Annotated in this window: 20 protein-coding genes, 2 rRNA genes and 2 pseudogenes; 13 read left to right on the forward strand and 11 right to left on the reverse strand. The window is 64.3% G+C overall.

Going from position 1 to position 20240, the window contains the following annotated elements; all coding sequences use genetic code 11:
- Positions 1-18 precede the first annotated feature (18 nt).
- The 3 genes and pseudogenes from QFZ76_RS12540 to QFZ76_RS12550 all read right to left on the reverse strand — a co-directional run.
- Positions 19-3142, reverse strand: a 23S ribosomal RNA gene (locus QFZ76_RS12540).
- Positions 3143-3462: 320 nt separating this feature from the next.
- Positions 3463-4990, reverse strand: a 16S ribosomal RNA gene (locus QFZ76_RS12545).
- Together the 16S and 23S rRNA genes form the textbook arrangement of a ribosomal RNA operon.
- A gap of 527 nt (positions 4991-5517) precedes the next feature.
- Positions 5518-5913 (reverse strand): annotated as a pseudogene (locus QFZ76_RS12550) (DNA-3-methyladenine glycosylase); the annotation flags it as partial.
- A gap of 63 nt (positions 5914-5976) precedes the next feature.
- Between QFZ76_RS12550 and QFZ76_RS12555 the strand changes: the two are divergent.
- Positions 5977-7542, forward strand: coding sequence for a recombinase family protein (locus QFZ76_RS12555; RefSeq protein WP_307673786.1), 1566 nt, complete (start codon positions 5977-5979; stop codon positions 7540-7542).
- A 201-nt stretch (positions 7543-7743) separates the two neighbouring features.
- Here the strand turns inward: QFZ76_RS12555 and QFZ76_RS12560 are convergent, their stop codons facing one another.
- The 6 genes from QFZ76_RS12560 to QFZ76_RS12585 form a co-directional block, all read right to left on the reverse strand.
- Positions 7744-8190 (reverse strand): hypothetical protein, encoded by a 447-nt coding sequence (locus QFZ76_RS12560; protein ID WP_307673787.1) that lies wholly within the window; start codon positions 8188-8190, stop codon positions 7744-7746.
- Between the two features lie 147 nt (positions 8191-8337).
- Positions 8338-8559 (reverse strand): hypothetical protein, encoded by a 222-nt coding sequence (locus QFZ76_RS12565; RefSeq protein ID WP_307673788.1) that lies wholly within the window; start codon positions 8557-8559, stop codon positions 8338-8340.
- A 576-nt stretch (positions 8560-9135) separates the two neighbouring features.
- Positions 9136-9969, reverse strand: coding sequence for a helix-turn-helix transcriptional regulator (locus QFZ76_RS12570; RefSeq protein WP_307673789.1), 834 nt, complete (start codon positions 9967-9969; stop codon positions 9136-9138).
- A complete protein-coding gene (locus QFZ76_RS12575) occupies positions 9966-10469 on the reverse strand; it encodes a DUF6879 family protein (RefSeq protein WP_307673790.1) in 504 nt (167 codons plus the stop codon). The genes QFZ76_RS12570 and QFZ76_RS12575 overlap by 4 nt, the downstream gene beginning before the upstream one ends.
- Positions 10453-10662: a hypothetical protein gene (locus QFZ76_RS12580; protein WP_307673791.1), complete on the reverse strand. Its 210-nt coding sequence runs from the start codon at positions 10660-10662 to the stop codon at positions 10453-10455. Before QFZ76_RS12580 ends, QFZ76_RS12575 begins: the two co-directional genes overlap by 17 nt.
- A gap of 140 nt (positions 10663-10802) precedes the next feature.
- A complete protein-coding gene (locus QFZ76_RS12585; RefSeq protein ID WP_307673792.1) occupies positions 10803-10997 on the reverse strand; it encodes a hypothetical protein in 195 nt (64 codons plus the stop codon).
- Positions 10998-11759: 762 nt separating this feature from the next.
- Between QFZ76_RS12585 and QFZ76_RS12590 the strand changes: the two genes are divergently transcribed.
- From QFZ76_RS12590 to QFZ76_RS12630, 9 genes are all read left to right on the forward strand, one after another.
- The gene (locus QFZ76_RS12590) at positions 11760-11948 is read left to right on the forward strand and encodes a helix-turn-helix domain-containing protein (RefSeq protein WP_307673793.1); all 189 of its coding nucleotides are present in this window, start codon (positions 11760-11762) and stop codon (positions 11946-11948) included.
- Positions 11945-12205, forward strand: a complete 261-nt coding sequence (locus QFZ76_RS12595; RefSeq protein WP_307673794.1) for a hypothetical protein — start codon at positions 11945-11947, stop codon at positions 12203-12205. The genes QFZ76_RS12590 and QFZ76_RS12595 overlap by 4 nt, the downstream gene beginning before the upstream one ends.
- The gene (locus QFZ76_RS12600) at positions 12202-12369 is read left to right on the forward strand and encodes a hypothetical protein (RefSeq protein WP_307673795.1); all 168 of its coding nucleotides are present in this window, start codon (positions 12202-12204) and stop codon (positions 12367-12369) included. Before QFZ76_RS12595 ends, QFZ76_RS12600 begins: the two co-directional genes overlap by 4 nt.
- Before the next feature lie 151 nt (positions 12370-12520).
- Positions 12521-13609, forward strand: a complete 1089-nt coding sequence (locus QFZ76_RS12605; protein WP_307673796.1) for a hypothetical protein — start codon at positions 12521-12523, stop codon at positions 13607-13609.
- A gap of 126 nt (positions 13610-13735) precedes the next feature.
- On the forward strand, positions 13736-13948 hold the full coding sequence (locus tag QFZ76_RS12610; protein ID WP_307673797.1) for a hypothetical protein: 213 nt from the start codon (positions 13736-13738) through the stop codon (positions 13946-13948).
- Positions 13949-14192: 244 nt separating this feature from the next.
- Complete coding sequence (locus QFZ76_RS12615; protein ID WP_307673798.1) at positions 14193-14507, forward strand: hypothetical protein; 315 nt, start codon at positions 14193-14195, stop codon at positions 14505-14507.
- Positions 14504-15136: a helix-turn-helix domain-containing protein gene (locus tag QFZ76_RS12620; RefSeq protein ID WP_307673799.1), complete on the forward strand. Its 633-nt coding sequence runs from the start codon at positions 14504-14506 to the stop codon at positions 15134-15136. Before QFZ76_RS12615 ends, QFZ76_RS12620 begins: the two co-directional genes overlap by 4 nt.
- 250 nt (positions 15137-15386) lie before the next feature.
- A complete protein-coding gene (locus QFZ76_RS12625) occupies positions 15387-15821 on the forward strand; it encodes a hypothetical protein (RefSeq protein WP_307673800.1) in 435 nt (144 codons plus the stop codon).
- Positions 15818-16501 carry a hypothetical protein gene (locus QFZ76_RS12630; RefSeq protein ID WP_307673801.1) on the forward strand — a complete coding sequence of 228 codons (684 nt, stop codon included), beginning with the start codon at positions 15818-15820 and terminating at the stop codon, positions 16499-16501. The genes QFZ76_RS12625 and QFZ76_RS12630 overlap by 4 nt, the downstream gene beginning before the upstream one ends.
- Before the next feature lie 630 nt (positions 16502-17131).
- Here the strand turns inward: QFZ76_RS12630 and QFZ76_RS12635 are convergent.
- On the reverse strand, positions 17132-17734 hold the full coding sequence (locus QFZ76_RS12635) for a DNA-3-methyladenine glycosylase (RefSeq protein ID WP_307673802.1): 603 nt from the start codon (positions 17732-17734) through the stop codon (positions 17132-17134).
- A 12-nt stretch (positions 17735-17746) separates the two neighbouring features.
- A pseudogene (locus QFZ76_RS12640) lies at positions 17747-18006 on the reverse strand (DNA-3-methyladenine glycosylase); the annotation flags it as partial.
- A 210-nt stretch (positions 18007-18216) separates the two neighbouring features.
- Between QFZ76_RS12640 and QFZ76_RS12645 the strand changes: the two are divergent.
- The 3 genes from QFZ76_RS12645 to QFZ76_RS12655 all read left to right on the forward strand — a co-directional run bounded on the left by QFZ76_RS12645 (position 18217) and on the right by QFZ76_RS12655 (position 20235).
- A complete protein-coding gene (locus QFZ76_RS12645; protein ID WP_307673804.1) occupies positions 18217-18999 on the forward strand; it encodes a sporulation protein in 783 nt (260 codons plus the stop codon).
- Between the two features lie 43 nt (positions 19000-19042).
- Complete coding sequence (locus tag QFZ76_RS12650) at positions 19043-19582, forward strand: YbhB/YbcL family Raf kinase inhibitor-like protein (RefSeq protein ID WP_307673805.1); 540 nt, start codon at positions 19043-19045, stop codon at positions 19580-19582.
- Positions 19583-19728: 146 nt separating this feature from the next.
- Positions 19729-20235 carry an HNH endonuclease gene (locus QFZ76_RS12655; protein ID WP_307673806.1) on the forward strand — a complete coding sequence of 169 codons (507 nt, stop codon included), beginning with the start codon at positions 19729-19731 and terminating at the stop codon, positions 20233-20235.
- The last annotated feature ends 5 nt before the right edge of the window (positions 20236-20240 follow it).

Raw genomic sequence — 20240 nt, forward strand, 5'->3', positions numbered from 1 at the left:
CAGTGGACGCGAGCAACTGAGGACAAGCCCTCGGCCTATTAGTACCGGTCACCTCCACCCATTACTGGGCTTCCAGATCCGGCCTATCAACCCAGTCGTCTACTGGGAGCCTTAACCCCTCAAAGGGGGTGGGAATACTCATCTCGAAGCAGGCTTCCCGCTTAGATGCTTTCAGCGGTTATCCCTCCCGAACGTAGCCAACCAGCCATGCCCTTGGCAGGACAACTGGCACACCAGAGGTTCGTCCGTCCCGGTCCTCTCGTACTAGGGACAGCCCTTCTCAATATTCCTGCGCGCGCAGCGGATAGGGACCGAACTGTCTCACGACGTTCTAAACCCAGCTCGCGTACCGCTTTAATGGGCGAACAGCCCAACCCTTGGGACCGACTCCAGCCCCAGGATGCGACGAGCCGACATCGAGGTGCCAAACCATCCCGTCGATATGGACTCTTGGGGAAGATCAGCCTGTTATCCCCGGGGTACCTTTTATCCGTTGAGCGACGGCGCTTCCACAAGCCACCGCCGGATCACTAGTCCCGACTTTCGTCCCTGCTCGACCCGTCGGTCTCACAGTCAAGCTCCCTTGTGCACTTACACTCAACACCTGATTGCCAACCAGGCTGAGGGAACCTTTGGGCGCCTCCGTTACTCTTTAGGAGGCAACCGCCCCAGTTAAACTACCCATCAGACACTGTCCCTGATCCGGATCACGGACCCAGGTTAGACATCCAGCACGACCAGACTGGTATTTCAACGACGACTCCACCTGAACTGGCGTCCAAGCTTCACAGTCTCCCAGCTATCCTACACAAGCCGAACCGAACACCAATATCAAACTGTAGTAAAGGTCCCGGGGTCTTTCCGTCCTGCTGCGCGAAACGAGCATCTTTACTCGTAGTGCAATTTCACCGGGCCTATGGTTGAGACAGTCGAGAAGTCGTTACGCCATTCGTGCAGGTCGGAACTTACCCGACAAGGAATTTCGCTACCTTAGGATGGTTATAGTTACCACCGCCGTTTACTGGCGCTTAAGTTCTCAGCTTCGCCACCCCGAAGAGTGACTAACCGGTCCCCTTAACGTTCCAGCACCGGGCAGGCGTCAGTCCGTATACATCGCCTTACGGCTTCGCACGGACCTGTGTTTTTAGTAAACAGTCGCTTCTCGCTGGTCTCTGCGGCCACCCCCAGCTCACCGTGTAAAACGGATCACCGGTGATGGCCCCCCTTCTCCCGAAGTTACGGGGGCATTTTGCCGAGTTCCTTAACCATAGTTCACCCGAACGCCTCGGTATTCTCTACCTGACCACCTGAGTCGGTTTAGGGTACGGGCCGCCATGAAACTCGCTAGAGGCTTTTCTCGACAGCATAGGATCATCCACTTCACCACAATCGGCTCGGCATCAGGTCTCAGCCTTGATGAGCGGCGGATTTACCTACCACTCGGCCTACACCCTTACCCCGGGACAACCACCGCCCGGGCTGGACTACCTTCCTGCGTCACCCCATCACTCACCTACTACAAGTCTGGTCCGTCGGCTCCACCACTCCCCTTTGCCCGAAGGCTCCAGGGCGGCTTCACGGACTTAGCATCGCCTGATTCAATGTTTGACGCTTCACAGCGGGTACCGGAATATCAACCGGTTATCCATCGACTACGCCTGTCGGCCTCGCCTTAGGTCCCGACTTACCCTGGGCAGATCAGCTTGACCCAGGAACCCTTAGTCAATCGGCGCACACGTTTCTCACGTGTGTATCGCTACTCATGCCTGCATTCTCACTCGTGAACCGTCCACAACTCGCTTCCGCGGCTGCTTCACCCGGCACACGACGCTCCCCTACCCATCCATACGGGCGTTGGCCCTATTGTATGAATGACACGACTTCGGCGGTACGCTTGAGCCCCGCTACATTGTCGGCGCGGAATCACTAGACCAGTGAGCTATTACGCACTCTTTCAAGGGTGGCTGCTTCTAAGCCAACCTCCTGGTTGTCTGTGCGACTCCACATCCTTTCCCACTTAGCGTACGCTTAGGGGCCTTAGTCGATGCTCTGGGCTGTTTCCCTCTCGACCATGGAGCTTATCCCCCACAGTCTCACTGCCGCGCTCTCACTTACCGGCATTCGGAGTTTGGCTAAGGTCAGTAACCCGGTAGGGCCCATCGCCTATCCAGTGCTCTACCTCCGGCAAGAAACACACGACGCTGCACCTAAATGCATTTCGGGGAGAACCAGCTATCACGGAGTTTGATTGGCCTTTCACCCCTAACCACAGGTCATCCCCCAGGTTTTCAACCCTGGTGGGTTCGGTCCTCCACGAAGTCTTACCTCCGCTTCAACCTGCCCATGGCTAGATCACTCCGCTTCGGGTCTTGAGCGTGCTACTGAAACGCCCTATTCGGACTCGCTTTCGCTACGGCTACCCCACCCGGGTTAACCTCGCAACACACCGCAAACTCGCAGGCTCATTCTTCAAAAGGCACGCAGTCACGACTGTATGTGCAAGCACATACAGCGACGCTCCCACGGCTTGTAGGCACACGGTTTCAGGTACTATTTCACTCCGCTCCCGCGGTACTTTTCACCATTCCCTCACGGTACTATCCGCTATCGGTCACCAGGGAATATTTAGGCTTAACGGGTGGTCCCGCCAGATTCACACGGGATTTCTCGGGCCCCGTGCTACTTGGGTGTCTCTCAAACGAGCCGCTGATGTTTCGACTACGGGGGTCTTACCCTCTACGCCGGACCTTTCGCATGTCCTTCGCCTACATCAACGGTTTCTGACTCGTCTCACGGCCGGCAGACCGTAAAAGAGAGATCCCACAACCCCGCATACGCAACCCCTGCCGGGTCTCACACGTATACGGTTTGGCCTCATCCGGTTTCGCTCGCCACTACTCCCGGAATCACGGTTGTTTTCTCTTCCTGCGGGTACTGAGATGTTTCACTTCCCCGCGTTCCCTCCACATACCCTATGTGTTCAGGTATGGGTGACAGCCCATGACGACTGCCGGGTTTCCCCATTCGGAAACCCCCGGATCAAAGCCTGGTTGACGACTCCCCGGGGACTATCGTGGCCTCCCACGTCCTTCATCGGTTCCTGGTGCCAAGGCATCCACCGTGCGCCCTTAAAAACTTGGCCACAGATGCTCGCGTCCACTGTGCAGTTCTCAAACAACGACCAGCCACCCATCACCCCGAACCAACCGGTTCGAGTTCACTGGGGCCGGCACCGAAGGTCCAGACTCGAAAGCCCGTACCCTCAGATACCCAACAGCGTGCCCGACACCCTTCCCGCTCCCCTCAACGGTCCACGCTCTTGCGAGCAGTACTGGAAGGAGAAGACGATCAAGTGTGCCGAGTAGTCAACGTTCCACCCTTGAGCAACCAGCACCGGACGTTCGCCGATGAACTGGCCTCTGGACAACCAAGCAAGCTCGGCTGCCGAGAAGTGCTCCTTAGAAAGGAGGTGATCCAGCCGCACCTTCCGGTACGGCTACCTTGTTACGACTTCGTCCCAATCGCCAGTCCCACCTTCGACAGCTCCCTCCCCACAAGGGGGTTGGGCCACCGGCTTCGGGTGTTACCGACTTTCGTGACGTGACGGGCGGTGTGTACAAGGCCCGGGAACGTATTCACCGCAGCAATGCTGATCTGCGATTACTAGCAACTCCGACTTCATGGGGTCGAGTTGCAGACCCCAATCCGAACTGAGACAGGCTTTTTGAGATTCGCTCCACCTCACGGTATCGCAGCTCATTGTACCTGCCATTGTAGCACGTGTGCAGCCCAAGACATAAGGGGCATGATGACTTGACGTCGTCCCCACCTTCCTCCGAGTTGACCCCGGCGGTCTCCTGTGAGTCCCCATCACCCCGAAGGGCATGCTGGCAACACAGAACAAGGGTTGCGCTCGTTGCGGGACTTAACCCAACATCTCACGACACGAGCTGACGACAGCCATGCACCACCTGTACACCGACCACAAGGGGGGCACCATCTCTGATGCTTTCCGGCGTATGTCAAGCCTTGGTAAGGTTCTTCGCGTTGCGTCGAATTAAGCCACATGCTCCGCTGCTTGTGCGGGCCCCCGTCAATTCCTTTGAGTTTTAGCCTTGCGGCCGTACTCCCCAGGCGGGGAACTTAATGCGTTAGCTGCGGCACCGACGACGTGGAATGTCGCCAACACCTAGTTCCCACCGTTTACGGCGTGGACTACCAGGGTATCTAATCCTGTTCGCTCCCCACGCTTTCGCTCCTCAGCGTCAGTAATGGCCCAGAGATCCGCCTTCGCCACCGGTGTTCCTCCTGATATCTGCGCATTTCACCGCTACACCAGGAATTCCGATCTCCCCTACCACACTCTAGCTAGCCCGTATCGAATGCAGACCCGGGGTTAAGCCCCGGGCTTTCACACCCGACGTGACAAGCCGCCTACGAGCTCTTTACGCCCAATAATTCCGGACAACGCTTGCGCCCTACGTATTACCGCGGCTGCTGGCACGTAGTTAGCCGGCGCTTCTTCTGCAGGTACCGTCACTTTCGCTTCTTCCCTGCTGAAAGAGGTTTACAACCCGAAGGCCGTCATCCCTCACGCGGCGTCGCTGCATCAGGCTTTCGCCCATTGTGCAATATTCCCCACTGCTGCCTCCCGTAGGAGTCTGGGCCGTGTCTCAGTCCCAGTGTGGCCGGTCGCCCTCTCAGGCCGGCTACCCGTCGTCGCCTTGGTGAGCCATTACCTCACCAACAAGCTGATAGGCCGCGGGCTCATCCTTCACCGCCGGAGCTTTCAACCCCCACCCAGGAGGGAGGGAGTGTTATCCGGTATTAGACCCCGTTTCCAGGGCTTGTCCCAGAGTGAAGGGCAGATTGCCCACGTGTTACTCACCCGTTCGCCACTAATCCCCACCGAAGTGGTTCATCGTTCGACTTGCATGTGTTAAGCACGCCGCCAGCGTTCGTCCTGAGCCAGGATCAAACTCTCCGTGAATGTTTACCCGTAATCGGGTCGACACCACGAGAGCGGAACGGCCAGGCGGAATAAGCCCGGCCGTTCACAGCGTCCTCGCTGTGTATTCTTCAAAGGAACCTCGCCACCGGAAGAATCCGATGGACGGGGTATCAACATATCTGGCGTTGACTTTTGGCACGCTGTTGAGTTCTCAAGGAACGGACGCTTCCTTTGTACTCACCCTCTCGGGCTTTCCTCCGGGCGCTTCCCTTCGGTCTTGCGTTTCCAACTCTACCAGATCCTTTCGGACCCGATTCCCTGTTGGTGGGATTCGCCGTAAGGCTTCGGCTTTCGCCTGTCGGCCTTTCGACATTCACTACGTTAGCCGACTCCCTCGCCAACTCATAATCGAGTCCTGCGAGTTCCGAATTCAGGCATGTAAGCACGCCGAATTGGCCCCCAGCGAAGGGGAGTCGTAGGTAGTGGTTTGGCCGCTTCCGGCTGCAGGCGATCGCCGTACCCGGTTCAAGCGGCTCGGGCTACGTTACGCGCCTGCCGAGGGCGAGTCAACTTCGGCGGCGCCTGGGCACATGGGCCCGATACGGGCTCACCGTCGGGTCGTTGGCGATCCAGAAGCGCCAGGGATGAACGCCACCGTCGCCGGCCACTCCGGTGCGCGGGCCGTTGCTTACCTGGTCGGGGGTCACGGGGGTGCCGGCCAGGACACGCAGGGGTGTGTCCCCGGCGGAGCACGCGTCCGTGCCGTCCAGCGCGCGGTCCACGCCCAGGGCCGTGGCCAGGCGAGCCGGGCCTTTGGCCAGTTCCTTGTCGTTTCGGGCCGAGAGCCGACGTTTGCGGGCCAGCTCGGTGCCTTCGACGATCTCGCCGGCGCGCAGGAGGACGGCGCTCGACTTCCCCTCCGGACCGCAGACCAGGTTCATGCAGAACCACATGCCGTAGGTGATTCACTGAGCATGTACCTCGTTGCGTCGCAGGGAGCGACCAAGGAGCGAGGGAGACGAACAGTGGTCGAGATCAAGAGCTGGCCACGATCAAGGCCGCGACCGAGTGAGTCCAGTGTCGCGGAGGGGTCAGCCGTAACTGGCCCCTCCGTCTCATCCATCCTTGAAGACACCCCGAGCAGGAAGACCACGATGCGAGCGATTGTGTACGCCAGGCTTTCCCCTACCCCCAGGGGCGAGGAGTCGAAGGGCGGGAACCTGGCGCAACAGGTGGAGCTGAGCGAAGCCCTGTGCGATCGGAAGGGCTGGACGATCGTTGACGTGATCTCCGAGAAGGACACGTCCGCCTCGAAGGGACCGCGGAAGGGATGGGAGCGGGTCAAGGCTCTGGTTGCTGCGGGCAAGGTGGACGCCATCGTCTCGCGCCACTACGACCGCATGTACCGCACGCCGAGGGACCTCGAAGACCTGGTTGACCTGGCCGAGTCGACCGGTGTCACACTGGCCGCCGCTCAGGCTCAGGGCGTCTTGGACCTTGCGACCCCTTCGGGTCGCCTCGCTGCTCGCATCGGTGCTGTCGTGGCCCGGAACGAGACTGAGATGCGAGTAGAGCGTCAGGTGCTCGGGCATGAGCGACGCAGGGGGTCGGGTAGGCCGTTCTGGAGCACTCGCCCCTTCGGCTTCGAGCGTGACGGCAGGCACCGCGAGAAGGAGGCGGAGGCCCTACGGCAGGCGTACCGGGATGTCCTGGCTGGCGTCTCCTTGTGGTCCATCGCGAAGGACTGGAACGCCCGTGAGCTGCTCTCCCCTCACGGCAAGGAGTGGCGTAGCTCGAACCTCCGGGGCGTCCTCTTGAAGCCGAGGAACGCGGGTATCCAGACGTACTCCCAGTGGGTCGAGAAGCCGGACGGGAGGCGCGTGCGGTTGACCGAGGAGACCGGCGCGGGCAACTGGGAGTCGATCGTCTCTGAAGGGATGTTCCGGGCCCTGGTCCGCTACCTGAGCGACCCTGAGCGGAACACTGGTGGCGGAGGGAAGCGCAAGGCCCTGTTGTCCGGCGTGGTCCGCTGCTCGAAGTGTCAGGCTGTCGTCACGCAGGGGTGGAGCAAGAAGAACGCGGCAGGCGATCGGTACCGCATCTACACCTGTTCGGGCGGTCGGTGTATTACCTGCCCGGCGGACCCGCTCGACTCCTACGTTGTCCGCAAGGTCATCGCCAGGGCCGAGGAGTGGAATGCCGCTCCGGCCACGGATGACGTAGACGAGGAGCGGGAGGCCGAGTTGCTGGCCGAGGAGGTGGCCACATCCGAGAGGCGTACCGCCCTGGCGGAGATGTTCGCCGTAGGGGACATCGACGCATCGACGATGCGGGCAGGCATCGGCAGGTGTGACGCCGACCTGACGAAGGTGCGGACCGAGCTTGCGGACCTGGCAGCGAAGCGGGTGCGTGTCGACCTGGGCGACATCGAGTACCTGTGGGAGGAGCTGGACTACGAGGACCCCGACCGGATCGACTACGTGCGGACGGTCGTCATGCAGGTCTGCCAACTCGTCGAGCTCATGCCGAGGGGGCGAGGAGTCCGAGGGTTCAAGTCGGACCACTGCCGGATCACCTTCCGGAATCCGTGAGCGTGGAGTGACGGCCGGCTGAACTCTCCGCAGTCGCCGACTCGACCCCGTCAGGCCCCGTTGCTGGGCGCCTGGCGGGGTCTCTCCGTTCAGCAGAGCCCCTGCCAGCCACGGGGGAAGCTGACAGGGGCCAGTCAGGGACGTAGGCCAGCGCCCCCGCATCCTGTCCGGGTGGCGGGGGCGTTCGTCGTATCTGGTGACCTAACACGACGCGCTGATGTCCTTCCGCCACGACAGACGCTCTCCGGTCGCGGCGGCCACACGTACGCCCTTGAACCCGTCGAGGCCGTCCTGAATCTGGTAACCGCTGATCGCCGAACAGATCTTCTTCGCCGCATCCGTCGCGTCCGGGTCGTTGGCCCGAAGGTCGGTTGTCACCCAGTCCTGATCGAAGTTCTTGTCGACGGCCTTGATGTGGTCGACCCACGTCGTACCGGTGAAGTTCTCGGTGAGGTACTTCTTCAGGTCGGCGGGTATCGCTTCGGTCTTCTTCTTCGGCTTCGCCTTCGAGGGCGACGCCTTCGGCTTCGCCTTGGTCGTGGCCGAGCTGGTCGCGGTCGGCGTGGCCTCGGCGGTCAAGTCGACCGGATCGGGGGCGCACCCCGCGAGTGTGAGCACCAGGACTACGGCGGCGGCATGTCTTTTCATACCTGTATCCCTCCCCTTTTCCGACATGAGCGAAGGGAGGATACAGCACGTCTGACCTGCGGCGATGCACACCACGTGACCAACGGAAGGTCGGCAGGGGCAAGGCTTCAAGTCCGCGTATCGAACGGCCTGTTGAACATCCTGTCGCTACTCGGCTCGCTCGACGAGAGCGAACGACGTGCAGATGCGCCGGAACCCCGCATGCCCTGTCCGGCCCGTGTGACCCATGCACTCGACGTCGACGGCCGCGCCATCCGTCGAGGGCGTTGCCTGCCACTCGCACTTCAGGCACTCGGCCTCGAAGGTCACGTCAGTGTCCGGATGCTTCGTGATCCGGTGCTTCACGTACCGCAGTACGGAGCGGGTCACCGAGCACCCTCCGGGGTCCGCATGGCTTCGGCCATCTGCTCGGCCACGTCCGCGCGCACCATGCCTACGTGCACGTACGCCGCACCCTTGTGGGTGACCATGGGGCGCACGGTGCTCCATACGCTCTCAGGGACGCCGAGAGCGGCCAGTGCCCCCCGGAGCGCCTCTGTCGCTTCAACGGCCGTTACCCGGGCGTCTCGCCACGTCTGCATGTCCATCACTCGGCCCGGACGGTCGAACGGAGTTCGCCGTCTGTCAGCCGGTCGGCATCCGCCGATCCGGCTTCCCCGTGCCCTTCCCGGAGATGCACCCGAAGATCCACGTTCGCATCCGAAGCCTTCGAGTAGTCCCCGACCGATCGGGCGTTGGCGCGAGTCACGGCGATGCCGAGGCAGTCACGGCAGCTTGCCACGGGGTCCGGCTCCGAGGAGGGCAGCGTCAGGTTCACTGGCCCCCCCCCATCGTTGTCTTCGGTGCACTCATCCGTAGAACCTCCCCGACGACTGTCTGTCTGCCGAGCGATCGTCCCTCGGAACGTGCATGACTTCGCGGTTCATGCGCGTTGTGGACTGAAGATCATGAACGGCAAGCGGTCGACCACTCGGAGAGTTTCGCTCTGCACTCCTCACCAAACAGTGCACGTTCCTCGTACCCGGCGAACTCCTCGACGTAGGTCCGCACGTCCCTCGGATCGCGAAACACCATGACGCCCGTGGACATCTCCGCCGTAGCCAAGCGGTCGTCGTAGATGGTGAAGGTGTTCAGCGGACACCCCGGCAACGGGGTGCCCAACGGGATCACTCCGAGGCGTACGTTCGGCAAGTGCGTGAGGGAGGTCAGTCGGTCAAGCTGCACGGCCATCGCATCGGGAGCCAGGAACGGCGACCGTGCCGCCTGCTCGGTCAGAAGGAAGGTGAATCGCTTGGACCGGTCGTAGAGGACTTCTTCCCTCTCCAGCTTCCGGGCGATGGCCTTCCTGTGGTCTCCGGGGATGTGAGCCAGGCTCGCCCTGATGTACTCCGGAGTCGAGAGCAGGCCGGTAATCATCGAGAGCAGGAAGAAGCGGAACTCTGCCGACGAGGATTCGAGCCCCGCCAACTCCCGTTGCTTCTTGTCGAGTCCCTTCCTGCGGAGCCCTCTCGCGTCCTGCCACTCGGTGTTGGCTGTACGGGCAAGGGCGGACACTTCCGCCACCACTTCGGGCGGAGCTTCGAGGGCGGTCAGGAGGGCCTCGATGTCGACGAGGGTCGGCCGCGTCTGGCCGTTCTCGATGCGGCTCACCTTCGACTGCGACATGGCGCAGCGCGCGGCGAGCCGGTCCCCGGAGAGACCGGCCGCCTTACGTAGATCTCGGAGCGTGGAGCCCAGCTCGTGCCGGGACTTGCCAAGCTCCTCGGGCTCGAACGTCACTCGCTCTTCACGTACTCCAGGAACGGGACCGACTCGGCGACGGCGATTCGCTGGTACTCGATGAAGTCGGCCGGCTCGCCCTCGAAGAGCTCTCGGCTGATCTGCGTTCCGTCCTCCTGGTAGTGCATGAGAACGACGGTCGACTTGTCGAACATCCAGAAGTCGCCCACGTCGTCCGGCAGCGGGTTGGGCCGGTCCGTCACATCAAGGATGCGGATGTCTTCCCCTGCGGGGGCCTGGTGCTGGTAGTACCGCTCGAACTCGAAGCGCAGGTAGTCGCTCAACGGCTGCCGGATGATGTGGACGCGTCCCACGTTCCGGGCCCGCACCATGTCGATCCAGGAACCCCCGTACGGGCCGGGGAACCGGGCCCCGGCCTTGAACGCTGCGAACTCTTCGGCTTCCTGCGGTACGAGGTACTGAGGCAGGGTCTCCAGCCGCCAAGCCTCCGTGCGGAAGTCGCGGAATTTGGCCTGCCAGTCGTCACCATCCAAGAACACGGACAGCCTCCCGAAGAACGCTCTCGGGGATCTCTACGAGCCCTTCCCCTTGCGGCGGAGTGAAGGCGCTGGACACGTCGCCCTGCACGACGAACGTCCCCTTCTCTGTGCGGTAGACGTTCGGGCAGTCCCCTTGTCCGCACTCGCCGTTCCCGTTGCCGGTGAGTCGGGTAAGCCCTGCACGCTCGGACATGCGAAACCCCCTTGTCTGTGGCCCCCGTTGGGGCCGTCAGACACGACCGTACGAGGGTCATGCACATGCGTCCATGCACGAACGTGGGTATGCACGTTGTTGCATGAAGTGCCTGGCGTGGCGCCGCAGGTCTCGGTGCCTCATGGGAGGAGGGGGCGCCCGTCCTGCGCGGCCCTGATGTGCTCGGGCTTCAGCGCGGCCTCGCCATGCTCGGCAGTGAACGCGCGCACTCGGCCGAGGGGTGAGTCTGGCGGGGGCGGCTCCTCGCTCAGCGTGCCGCCGAGGATCACCGCCCCGAAGGCCGCGCCTACGTCTTGCGGGTTGTTCATGTCCATGCGGACACGGTAGGCCGAGGGTCTGACAGTCGAGTGACCCGCGTCTCACTTCCCGGATCGAGGGCAACAAAACCTTGATCGACTCCCACCAGTAAGTGAGGGCTGTTCACACTTCGCCGAGCAGGTGACCGGCGTCACGATCGGACTGCCGCAACAAACCAAGATCGTCTTGGCTCTTCGTAAGTGAGGCCGCCCGCCATACCGGCTCGACAGCGTGACCGGCATCACTGCCGGAACATCCGGACAGATGGCCCGCTCATCCCGGACTTGCAAGTGGGGGCTGTTCGCTCCTTGTCGAGCAGGTGACCACCGTCACTCGAAGCTCGCCTTCAGAAACCAAGATCGTCTTGGCTCTTTGTGGGTGAGGGCGCTTCGCCCCCCGGCTCGACGACGTGACCACCGTCACTCGAACCACTCTTTGTGAAACCAAGATCGTCTTGGCTCTTTGTAGGTGAGGGCGTTTCGCCCTCCAGCCTGCCCCTGACCGGTCGGGCCCCTTCTTCTTGGACCGCGCCCCATCGTCGGTGCCGTCCACTCTCTACCCCCTTCTGCGCTGCCAGTTCCGTTTCGGGTTCCTGGCGCCCGTCTCGATGCCGCGCCTCCGGGTTGGTCACCTGGGCACTGTCACGCAAGGCACGGCATGGACCCTCGTCGCACTCTTCCTCCTTCTCGGGTGCGGCGGGGGTCCTTCTTCTTGACCCGAACACCTGATGACACCGACACCACTACCGCCCCACACGGGGGCAAGGAAGGAGCCGCTTCGTGCTCAACGTCAACGGAACCCGGTACCTCACCACGGCAGAGACCGCCGAACGGCTCGGCCTGTCTGCCGGACACCTACGCAACCAACGTTCAGACGGGCGTTCCCCGCTCCCCTTCGTGCGCATCGGCCCGAGCGTCTTCTACGCCGAGGCAGACGTGATCCGCCTCGCCGAGGAGCGGAACCGATGAGCGACCCGACCAACGACGGCCGTTACCAGCGCATCGGAGACGTGGCCCGCTACGTACTCGGCTGCCACCCCGCCTACCTGTACCGCGAGATCGTGCGACACCCCGAAGCCTGGAAGCGGCACATCATCGAGCGCGACGGCGTCACCTACCTGAACGCCGTAGCCATCGCCGACGCACACGCCGCGCTCCCTGAAGCCCTCGCCTTCCCCAAGACTCGGCCGAACTGGAAGAGGCGGGGAGGGAAGAAGAAGCCGTGAGCCGATACGGAACCACTCGCAGCGCCTACGGCCGAGAGGTCCACCCTGGCGCCCTGGTCCGTCGAGAGCCCATCGAAGACGTCCACGCCCTGTCTCGCGAGATCGAGCAGGAGCTGAACCCCGACGAGAACGACGACAGCGAAGACGGCTGGATCGTCCTGTAACAACCCTTCCCGAGCGTCCTGGTCCAGATGGCCGGGGCGCTCTTCTCATGCCCGCATGCAGCCGCTCACAGCCGCACAGACAGACGGCCGGCTCGCGCGAGTAACACGCACCTGACCAGCACGTACGCGTGCAGAACGGAGACCCGAACAGATGGCCACCAAGACCGCCACGAACACGCTCGCCGACGTCATCAAGAAGGCCGAGGCAGACCACGAGAAGAAGGCAGACAGCTACGGCGTCCACCTGCTGTCCGCCCGCGAGAAGGCGGAGCAGTACGCGACCGAAGCGGAGCAGGCCGAGGAGCGACTGAACGGCTACCGCGCTTCCCTGGGACGTCGAGCGGACGCTGAGGCCGTGACTCCCGAGGCGTTCGCCACGGCCTTCCACAACATCGAGCGGACGTCGCTCCTCCGTGACGGTGCCGCCCGCATCCTCGCCGACCTGAAGAAGCGACCCGTCCACTCCGACAGTCACGTTGCCGAGCGCATCGCCGAGGCCGTCCGGGCGATCCTCCCGAGCGACGTCGAGGTGATCCACACCTTCGCCGACGTTCGAGGCGACGACACCGACAACGCTTACGCGATCGTCCGACAGATCACCCCAACCAAGTTCACGGGCGGCCGAGAGGCTGCCGAGGTCATCGTGACCGTCCGGCGTAACCCGCGCTTCGCCGCCATGCTCACCCGAGACAAGATCCTGAACGCCGTCAAGAGTCGAGGCTGGTACATCCCTGGCGAGCGTGCGCATGAGACGCATGGCGTCGGCGTCGACGAAGTGCGGATTCAGGAAGCTGTCGTCTTCTCTGCTGTGCCGATCCTGAAGCAGGACCCGGCCGACAGCATGGTGAACCGAGCCGCTTCGGTCCTGGCGTTCGAAGGTGCCTCTCGGGTGGACCTCGGTGGACCGGTCACCTTCCAGCCGATCAGCGGGGGTGTCCGTACGGGCCAGTTCTCCATCACGGTCCGGAACGTCAAGCACTCGTCGAGCGTGAGCAAGGGTGAGCGCACGACCGACGTGATCGCCGAGGTGGCGTTCCAGACCAGCACGCTCTCTCTCCCGACCGGCGAGGTTCGGCAGGCCATCACCGAGGCTGCGCAGACCCTGCCCGGCCGATTCCTGGAGGGTGTCGGTGTGGTCGTCGAGGGTGTGGCCATCCGGCCCGTGACCACCCCGTCCGGCACGCCCGGCACTCAGGAAGTCGTCGCCGTGAAGTTCTCCGCGAAGTCCGTGACTGCCTGATCCCCCTGTTTCGTCCCCGAGTTGTGGACGGTCGAGCAGAGTCCTGCTCGCCGTCCCTGTCCGCGCTCGGGGGCGTTGCTGGGCCGATCAGACCACGGCTCAACGCAACCCGAACGGAGCACTTCCATGGCCTACGCCATCGCCGCCCTGTACGCCACCTTCCTCGTCGAGACCTTCGCCATCGCCCGTATCGGCGTCCGCGTCGTGTCCCCCGAGAGGCCCGTCACCCGAGGGGTCCGGTACTCCGGCGCCCTGCTGGGCCACATGGCCCACGACCGCTACGTCCGCGAGACGGCCGGTCGGCTACCGAGCGTGCAGCCGGCCGTCGACTCAGCGTGACGCAGTTGACGACTGACCAGCCGATCATGTAGGAACTCTCTTCCCGCTCCTTCGAGGAGCGGACACCGTAGCTCCCCCGCTCGACGGGGTAGAGCTGGCCACTCCGAGAGAGGCCAAGGGAAGCCGAGGGCATCCCACCCGGACGGTCAGTGTCCGGCAGTGCGTAGCGGTACGCGCGATCTCCCATCCCACGCCGAGGCGTAGATACGCGCTGCCCTCGGCCTCTCGAAGGAGGTCGCACCCCGTGGCATCGACTGAGTACCTGCTCGACCTGCCCGTTACCGACTACCACCTGTCCTACTCGCATGTCTCCCCCGAGCTCATCGCCGCACTGCCCGAAGGCTCTGCCGTCTCGGCCGTCCGCATGATGCCGGACGGTTCCTCGCTCCGGCTCACCTTCGTTCGCAACTACGGCGAACGGGAGCTCTGGCACGTCCCCGGCCTGCACGCCCGAGGCGTCTCGAACGAGGAGCTCGCCCATGAGCTCATCTGTGTTCTGTACCGCCCGACGGCAACCGCAGCCGTAGAGCAGTCGCGCCCCTTGGAGGTTGCCCGATGAGCGACGGCGCGAAGAAGAAGGGCGCCCCGTACAAGGTCCAGTACGAGCGGCACATCCTCCGCGTGGCGAAGCTGAAGAACCCGACTCACGCCCTGGTGGCGCTTGCGTTCATCGGCTACGCCAACCCGGATGGAACCAACCAGCGCCCTCCGTCCATGGAGACGATCGCCGGTGACCTCGGCCTGTCAGTGCGCACCGTTCAGCGTGCCTGCGAAGCCCTGGAGGAAGCCGGACTCTTCGAGCGACTGAGCCGAGGCACCCCCGGCAAGTCGAGTCACTGGCGCTTCGTCGTCCCGAGCGAAGACCGGACAGCAGTGTCCGGTGTCGTCGAGGTCGAGGAGCAGAAAGACCGGACACCCCTGACGGGAACACCGGACAGCCTTGACGAGAACACCGGACAGCCCTGTCAGGAAGACCGGACAGCACTGTCCGCGTACCAAGACAAGGACCAACACACCACCAACACAACTACCAACACAGAGGCGGCCCCCTTCAGGGGCCGCGCCAGGGTTGACGACGTCTGGGCTCAGGTCGAGGCCGAAGCGTACGAGCGCAACCACTACGAAGAGCTCTCGACTCGACACCTGCTCGAACGCTTCGAGCTCGGGGCGCCTGTCGGCGCCCTCTGACGTAGACCGCAACGGCGAAGGGATGGCCAAGCGCCAACCCATCTACTCGCCGTTGCCCGCTTCACGATGTGGCGCCCCTCCGGGGGCGCCCTCTTCGTAGAACTGCCTTGCTCTCTGGGCCGCGTACGCGGCCACTTCCCGAAGACCCTCACTGCAAGCCACTTGCTCGCCGTCGCTACTCCGCCGAGGACTGCCGGTCGCTGGCGCTCCCTCGCAGTAACCCACCCCAACCTCAAGGAGGTTCCCACCCTTGTTCGTGTGCTCTCACGTACATCACTCCGCCCGCCGTACCGGCGAGCACCTGGCAACCCTGCTCGACTCCGTCACGCTCCCTGGCGTAGACGTCCGGCTCATCTCTGCCGACGCATGCCAGGGCCGAGCGTCCGCCCGGTGGCTGGACGTCGAGCTGTACGCCACAAAGGGGCACGGCTACCCGAACGCCGATCCAACGGACGCTCGCGACGCTGTCGCGCTCGTCCTGGAGGTCGTCACCGGCCACGAAGTGAAGGGCTTCGGTTCGGTCGCTGGTGGCGCTCTCGTCGACTCGTACGGCATCCGTGAGGGTCTGGCGCTTCAACTCCGGCTCGACGTCCATACGGACGCACAGAGCCTCCCTACCCCTCGCTTCCGGCTCGACGAGCGAGCCATGACCGCCATCCACAACCCCGAGGAGGTTGCAGCGTGACCACCCTGACTCTGATCTGCGAAACCTGCCCCAACCCGATCGAGCGCACCGGCAAGCGTGGCCCGGCCCCTCGGTTCTGCGACTCCTGCAAGCTCGACCGGCACAACGCCCGACAGCGTGCCCGGTACGTCAAGAAGGGGCGCCCGGCCGCCCTCCCCGCCCGCCAGAAGTACCGGCCCGGCTGGACATCCCCGAGCGGTCAACTGACCCTTGTTCGCCGCATCGTCGGCGACCCTGACCGAGCCTGGTTCGAGTGCGCTTGCGGCTCCGTGGCGAAGGTGCTGCACATCCATAACGTCGCGTCCGGCCTGACGCAGAACTGCGCCGAGCGGGAGTGGCACACCGACCCGAGGAGCGTTGGCGAAGCTGCGGCGTACTCGACGGCGCACCATCGCTTGGCCAAGTTGCACGGACCGGCCTCGGCTCACCCCTGCTTCGTCTGCGGTGAACAGGCGGACGGGTGGGCGTTCCTCCACGGGACCCCGGACGTCAAGGCGGACGCGACAGGCAAGGATGCCGGACGGCCCTACTCGACCGACCCGGAGCAGTACGCCCCGGCGTGCAAGTCACACCACAAGCGGTGGGACAACTCGAAGGACCGCATGGCCGGTACCGGCCTCTCCCTCGCTCACCGCGCCCTCTGGCTGGCGACTCGCGGCGAGGAGGTCGCGGCAGCATGAGCCGAGTGGACCAAGCGGAACTCGACCGCCGATGGAACGAAGGGCTCTGCGCTCGATGCCTGACCCCGTTCGAGCCCCGCACGGTCGAGCACGTCTACTGCTCCCGGCTCTGTCGACAGCGGGACGAGCGCGAAGCCGAGCGGCCCGAGGCTGGCCACTGTGGCGCCTGCGGCGCCTCCCTGGAGGGGCGCCGAGCGGATGCCCGTTGGTGCTCGGACGCCTGCCGGATGCGGGCGCAGCGTGCGGGCAAGGGGTCGTCGACCCCCTGAGATGCCCCCGGATTTTCGGGGGCACTGGGTATGGGGCGTGTCCTGGGTCGAGCTCAGACACCCCCACCCCTGGCAGTCGGCCGGCTCGCAGCGACGAACCCGCTCTGACCTGCGCGTTCGCGCTCCTGAGTCGCGACCCTGGGACGGTGGCGCAGGAGTCGGCGGTAAGACGTAGCGGTCGGGAAGCTGACACACAGGGGGTCATCCCCCACCCCTTCGGCCCGACTCGGCCCACGTCGACAGCCACTCGACCGGCCAGGGACGAGCCACGCGCCACGCTGGCGAGCGATCACGCAGCCTCGGGCCCGACTCCTCGCCGACACACGGACAGGCCGCGAGCGAGGCGCACAACGGCTTGAGCTCAGTCAGACAGCTTGGCTCTCGGGCTCAGCCGGTACGCCGAGACCGTTGGATCACCGGCGAGGTAGAAACGGTGCTGCCAGTCATGGGCTCTGCTCACGCCTACCCGAGGGCCAACCTGGATGAGCCCCGTCGGTACCGGCTCCCCCTCGGACAGCGTGACCGAGGTACCTGCCAGAAGGTCCGTGCCGTTGTGCTCTGCCGTGATGCCGAGTGCCTGGCAGAAGTTCCCCGGACCCCGTGCAAGGCGTGGGCTCTCGATCTTCTCCCCTCGTCGCTTGCGTGCCAGGTCTTCCCCTTCGATGACCCTGCCTGCCCGAAGGAGGACGGCCGAGGCGATGCCGTCTGTCCCGGTGACGATGTTGGCGCACCAGTGGAGACCGTGAGACCGGTAGACGTACAGGTGTCCTGCGGGTCCGAACATGACAGCGTTACGGGGTGTCTGGCCTCGGTAGGCGTGGGAGGCTGGATCGTTCGGACCGGAGTACGCCTCGGTCTCCGTGATGGCGATGCTCACGGTTCCCTCGGGGGTCTCGCAGGTGAGGACACTCCCGAGCAGTCTGGGGGCGACCTCTTCAGCGGGGCGAGCGAGGACAAGGTTCATGCTGACCGACTTGACATGCCGTAGGTGAAGTAGACGTACACATGCCCGGGCGGACCGAACATCACGCCGTTGCGGGCCGTGGGGCCGCGATAGGCGTGGGAGCCGGGGTCGTTCTGGCCGTCGTAGGCCTCGACCTCCGTGAGGCGCAGGTAGATCGGACCGTCCGACGTGGTGCGTACGAGGATGCGGCCCAGGAGGTCGGGGGCGACCTCGAGTACGGGTCGGTCGAAGAACTCTCTGGGCAGGGGCGTACGGTCGGGGGTCGCGATCATGCCGTCCGAGGGTAGTGCAGACGCGTGCATGCGATGGGGTGGTCAGGGGGCGTTCGCCTTGCCAGGGTGAGAGGCCGGAACCGGGTGCGGTCGGATCGCGTTTGTATGGATCAAGGACGCGCGCGCGTGAAGCGCCGGAAGCGCAAGAAGCAGGACGACGGAACCGATGGAACAGGTGGTGCCCTAGGGGCCGCCTGGAAAGGGAGAGACATGGCGTTCAAGAAGCTGCTCGCGAGCCTGGGGGCCGGCGGGGCTTCGGTGGAGACGGTGCTGACCGAGGTCAACGTCGTGCCGGGTGGTGTCGTCCAGGGCGAGGTGCGGATCCAGGGCGGGTCGGTCGACCAGCAGATCGAGGCACTGTCGGTCGGGCTGCAGGCCAAGGTCGAGGTCGAGAGCGGCGACCAGGAGTACAAGCAGGACATCGAGTTCACGAAGCAGCGGCTGGGCGGTGCCTTCGAGTTGAAGGCGCAGGCCGTGCACGTCGTTCCCTTCGGCCTGGAGATCCCGTGGGAGACGCCGATCACGATGATCGACGGGCGGGCCCTGCCCTCGATGCACATCGGGGTGACCACGGAGCTGGAGATCGCGCGTGCGGTGGACTCCGGTGACCTGGACCCGGTCAACGTGCACCCGCTGCCGGCGCAGAAGGCGATCCTGGACGCCTTCATCCAGCTGGGCTTCCGCTTCAAGAACGCGGACATGGAGCGCGGTCACATTCGGGGGACGCGGCAGAAGCTGCCGTTCTACCAGGAGATCGAGTTCCTGCCGCCGCAGCAGTACCGGGGCCTGAACCAGGTGGAGTTGAGCTTCGTCGCGGACCAGAACGCGATGGACGTCGTCCTGGAGATGGACAAGAAGCCGGGCCTCTTCAGCGAGAGCAGCGACACCTTCCGCTCGTTCCAGGTGGGTCTGAACGACTACCAGGGGACTGACTGGGTCGCGTACCTCAACCAGTGGCTGTCCGAGGTCGGCAGCAAGCGCAACTGGTTCTAGGCTCGGAACCACTGACTCCAGAACCGATGCAGGAGGTACCGAGGTGACCGAGCTCAAGCGGCGGCCGCTCCCCCATGACTTCCATCCGCCCGTCCCGTCGTTCACGGTGACGAGCGAGGACGTCGAGGAGGGTGCGACGCTCAAGGACGCTCAGGTCTACGCGGCCGGCAACACCTCGCCGCAGCTGCGGTGGGAGGGCTTTCCGCCTGAGACCAAGAGCTTCGCCGTGACCTGCTACGACCCCGACGCCCCTACGGGCAGCGGCTTCTGGCACTGGGTCGTGTTCGACCTCCCGGCCTCGGTCACCGAGTTGCCGGCGGGCGCGGGCAGCGGCAAGTTCGAAGGGCTGCCGGAGGGCGCCGTGCAGGTGCGCAACGACTACGGGTCGAAGGACTTCGGTGGTGCCGCGCCGCCGCCCGGGGACGGACCGCACCGGTACGTGTTCACCGTGTATGCCGTGGACCAGGAGAAGCTGGGTCCGGACGCGGATGCCACTCCTGCCTTCGTGGGCTTCAATCTGCGGTTCCACACGATCGCGCGTGCGCAGCTGATCGGTGAGTACGAGGTGCCCGCCGAAGCCTGACGTTCATGGAACGTTTGCCCGCCCCTGGTCTTGGAAGTGATCAGGGGCGGGCACTTTTTATTTTGTTGTCCATCTCGGCGTGCCCGGCCAGAGTTGATCCCAGTCCGCCGAGGGGTGGGCGGGTGCACACGGGAGGTGGGCTGGTCATGCGGGACACGCTGGTACTGAACGCGAGCTTCGAGCCGCTGTCGACGGTGACGTTGAACCGAGCCGTCGTTCTGGTGCTTCAGGACAAGGCCGTCGTGGAGCAGTCCCACCCCGAACTGCGTATGCGGGGAGCCGCGGTCGACATACCGGCGCCCCGGGTGATCAGGCTGTGCAGGTACGTACGGGTGCCCTTCCGAAGACAAGCCCCGTGGTCGAGGCGGGGTGTCCTGGTACGGGACCGGCACAGGTGCGCGTACTGCGGCAGGCGGGCGACGACCGTGGACCACGTGGTGCCGCGGTCGCAGGGCGGTCAGGACACCTGGCTGAACACGGTGGCCTCATGTGCGCAGGACAACCACCGCAAGGCGAACCGGACTCCGGAGGAGGCGGGTATGCCGCTGTTGCGGCTGCCGTTCGAGCCGAGTCCGGCGGACGCGATGCTGCTGTCGCTGGGCAACGAGGACTTCGGGGCGCTGCCGGAGTGGCTGGCTCAGCCGGCGGCCTAGGCCGC

Origin of the sequence: Streptomyces sp. V4I2 (assembly GCF_030817655.1) — a bacterium.
Classification (GTDB): Bacteria; Actinomycetota; Actinomycetes; order Streptomycetales; family Streptomycetaceae; genus Streptomyces; species Streptomyces plumbiresistens.

Bases quoted from the DNA above. Each gene is read 5' to 3' on its own strand.
- QFZ76_RS12560 (WP_307673787.1), bottom strand. From the start codon at position 8,190: ATGAAAAGACATGCCGCCGCCGTAGTCCTGGTGCTCACACTCGCGGGG.
- QFZ76_RS12580 (WP_307673791.1), bottom strand. From the start codon at position 10,662: ATGTCCGAGCGTGCAGGGCTTACCCGACTCACCGGCAACGGGAACGGC.
- QFZ76_RS12585 (WP_307673792.1), bottom strand. From the start codon at position 10,997: ATGGACATGAACAACCCGCAAGACGTAGGCGCGGCCTTCGGGGCGGTG.
- QFZ76_RS12595 (WP_307673794.1), top strand. From the start codon at position 11,945: ATGAGCGACCCGACCAACGACGGCCGTTACCAGCGCATCGGAGACGTG.
- QFZ76_RS12605 (WP_307673796.1), top strand. From the start codon at position 12,521: ATGGCCACCAAGACCGCCACGAACACGCTCGCCGACGTCATCAAGAAG.
- QFZ76_RS12610 (WP_307673797.1), top strand. From the start codon at position 13,736: ATGGCCTACGCCATCGCCGCCCTGTACGCCACCTTCCTCGTCGAGACC.
- QFZ76_RS12620 (WP_307673799.1), top strand. From the start codon at position 14,504: ATGAGCGACGGCGCGAAGAAGAAGGGCGCCCCGTACAAGGTCCAGTAC.
- QFZ76_RS12635 (WP_307673802.1), bottom strand. From the start codon at position 17,734: ATGAACCTTGTCCTCGCTCGCCCCGCTGAAGAGGTCGCCCCCAGACTG.
- QFZ76_RS12645 (WP_307673804.1), top strand. From the start codon at position 18,217: ATGGCGTTCAAGAAGCTGCTCGCGAGCCTGGGGGCCGGCGGGGCTTCG.
- QFZ76_RS12655 (WP_307673806.1), top strand. From the start codon at position 19,729: ATGCGGGACACGCTGGTACTGAACGCGAGCTTCGAGCCGCTGTCGACG.